Genomic DNA, 2,877 nt, shown 5'->3' with positions numbered 1-2,877 from the left:
CGAGCGCATCGCCCGTGGCGGTGTCGGCCAGCTCGGCGTTCAGCGCGCCCGGCACGGCGCCCGCCAGCAGCGTGATGCGGTTCATTGCGTCGGCCTCCTGCTGCTGCAGCGCGGGAATGCGCGCGCGCAGTTCGGCCACCTGCGTGTGCTGGCGCACCGGGTCCAGGTCGCTCACGAGGCCGCCGTCGGCCCGCGCGCGCACCAACTCGAGCGACTCGGCGGCCGCCGCGATGTCGGCGCGTGCAATGCGCAGTTCGCGCTGCGTGCCGCGCAGCTCGAAGTAGTTGCGCGCCAGCTCGGCCTGCACGCTGAGCCGGGCCTGCCGCAGCAGGGCGGCCGAGGCGCCCGCGTCGGCATCGGCCGCCTCGACGGCGCGGCGCACGCGGCCCCACAGGTCGATTTCCCACGAGGCATCGAAGCCCGCCTGGTAGAGGTTGAAGGGCTCGCTGAGCGTGCCGATCAACTGGTCGCGGTTGGAGGCGCCCGAGCCCAGCGCGTCGATCAACCGCGTGCCCGCGCCGTTCTCGCTCTGGCGCTGCCGGGTGACGCCGGCGCTGGCGTTGACCTGCGGCAGCTGCTGCGCGGCCGTGGTACTGCGCTGCACGCGGCTCTGGGCAAAGCGCAGGGCGGCCGTTTGCAGGTCGGGGTTTCCCGCGAGCACCATGGCCTGGAGGCGGTCGAGTTCCGGATCGCCGAAGGCCGACCAGTCGGCGGACGCGGTGCCGGTGGCGGGCGCCTGTTGCCGCTCGGCGCCGAGCAACGCGGGCGAGCCGCCGTGCCATGCCGACCAGTCGGCGGGTGCCCGGGTGTCGGGCGGCTTGCGGTCGGGGCCGACGGCGCAGCCGGCAATGACGAGCGCCAGGGCGAGCGTGCCTGCGGCACGAGCAAGGGGGAAGGGAAGGGACATGGCGCGCTCCCGGTGTCAAACAAGGCGGTTGCGGAACAGCCACGCGGCCAGCGGCAGCGTGACGGCGGCGATGACGGCGAGCGGAATCAGGTTGTGCCAGACAGTGCCCAGCCCCACGCCCTCGAGGTACACGCGCTGCACCAGGTCGATGGCAAAGCGCAGCGGGTTGGCCAGCGTCACCACCTGCAGCAGGTGCGGCATGTTGCGCACCGGCGTGGTCAGGCCCGACAGCAGCATCAGCGGCATCAGCAGCACGAAGGCATAGAGCATGGCCTGCTGCATGTTGGCCGACACGGCCGAGATCGACAGGCCGATGCCCACGCTCGCGATCGTGAAGAACAGCAGCCCCGTGTAGAGCGTGACGAGCGAGCCCGCCATCGGAATGTCGAACCAGAACAGCGACACCAGCAGGATCAGCGACGACTGCACCAGCCCCACCAGCACCGGCGGCAGCGCCTTGCCGATCATGATTTCCAGCGGCGACATCGGCGTGACCAGCAACTGGTCGAAGGTGCCCTGCTCGCGTTCGCGCGCCACCGACAGCGCGGTGAGCAGCAGCGTCTGCAGCATGCTGAGCGCGGCGATCATGCCGGGCAGCAGGTTCCAGCGCGTTTCCAGGTTGGGGTTGAACCACGCGCGCGACTCCACCACCAGCGGCGTGGGCGGCGCACCCGCCCGCGCGCGCAGCTCGGCGTTGTAGCGCTCGACCACCGCGCCCACGTAGCCCGCCGCCGAGCCCGCGGTGTTGGAGTTGCGCGCATCGAGGATCAGTTGCACGGCCGTCGTCTGCCCCGCGCTGAGCCGTTGCTCGAAGTCGGCCGGGATCTGGATGACGAGCAGGGCCTGCTCGGCGTCGATCACCTCGCGGATGTCCGACTGCGTGCGCAGCGTGGCCACGCGGTGGAACACGCCGGTGCTGTCCAGGTGCGCGATGAGTTCCGACGACGCGCCGTTGCGGCTCTGGTCGAGCAGCGCGTAGGGCACGTTGGTGAGGTCGTAGGTCGCGCCGTAGCCGAAGATCATGCTCTGCAGCAGCGCGGGCGCGACCAGGATGGCGCGCGTGGCCGGGTCTTCAGGATCGTCAGCAGTTCCTTGCGGCAGAGGTTGGCCACGCGCAGGAAGAAGTCGACAAGGGGGGCGAGGAGGGCGGTCATGGCACGTGTCTTCAGTCGAGGCTCTTGCGCGTCACCGCGCGCGCCACCAGCAGCAGGCCGACCGCGTACGCCATCAGGATCGCGCAGTTGCGCCAGATCAGCGGCCACACGTCGCCCGCGAGGAACAGCGTCTTGATCAGGTCCATGAAGTAGGTGGCCGGCAGCACTTGCCCCACCACCCGCACGGCCGTGGGCACGTTGCGCAGGTCGAACAGGAAGCCCGACAGCATCATCGAGGGCATGAAGGTGGCAATCAGCGCCACCTGGCTCGCGAGGAACTGATTGCGCGTGACCGACGAGATCACCAGCCCCAGGCTCACCGCCACGATCAGGTAGAGCATGGAGCTGAACACCACCACGATCAGCGAGCCGTACATCGGCACCTCGAACAGGAAGCGCGCGGACAGCAGGCACAGCGCCAGGCCCAGCATGCCGACCCCGAAGTACGGAATGATCTTGGCCAGCAGGATCTCCACCGGCCGCACCGGCGTGACGAACAGCGCCTCCAGCGTGCCGCGCTCCCATTCGCGCGCCATCACCAGCGCGGTGAGAAAGGCGCCCACCAGCGTCATGATGAGCACGATGAGGCCCGGCACCAGGTACCAGGTGCTGGTGTTGGCAGCGTTGAACCACATGCGCTGCTCGACGGTGACGCTGCCGGTGGGCGGCGCATCGGCGCCCGACGCGCTGCCGCCGCGGTCCATCTGCCGCACGCCCGCCTGCGCGAGCGCGCCGCTCACGTAGGCCAGCACGATGCTCGCGCGCCCCGCGTCCGCCCCGTGCACGATGAGCTGCACGCGCGCGTTGCCCGCCGGC

General features: G+C 70.5%; 2 protein-coding genes and 1 pseudogene. All 3 read right to left on the bottom strand.

Annotated features, from left to right (window positions below; translation table 11 throughout):
- The coding region (locus BMG07_RS40325) for a TolC family protein (RefSeq protein WP_198089163.1) at positions 1-907 on the bottom strand (907 nt) is incomplete at its 3' end.
- Between the two features lie 15 nt (positions 908-922).
- Positions 923-2,061 (bottom strand): annotated as a pseudogene (locus tag BMG07_RS40320) (ABC transporter permease).
- 11 nt (positions 2,062-2,072) lie between these two features.
- Positions 2,073-2,877 (bottom strand): ABC transporter permease (locus BMG07_RS40315; protein WP_198089162.1); only part of this gene is annotated, 805 nt, incomplete at its 5' end.

Source organism: Variovorax sp. E3 (genome assembly GCF_016082275.1).
GTDB lineage: Bacteria > Pseudomonadota > Gammaproteobacteria > Burkholderiales > Burkholderiaceae_C > Variovorax.
This window is presented reverse-complemented; position numbering and strand designations above follow the sequence as displayed.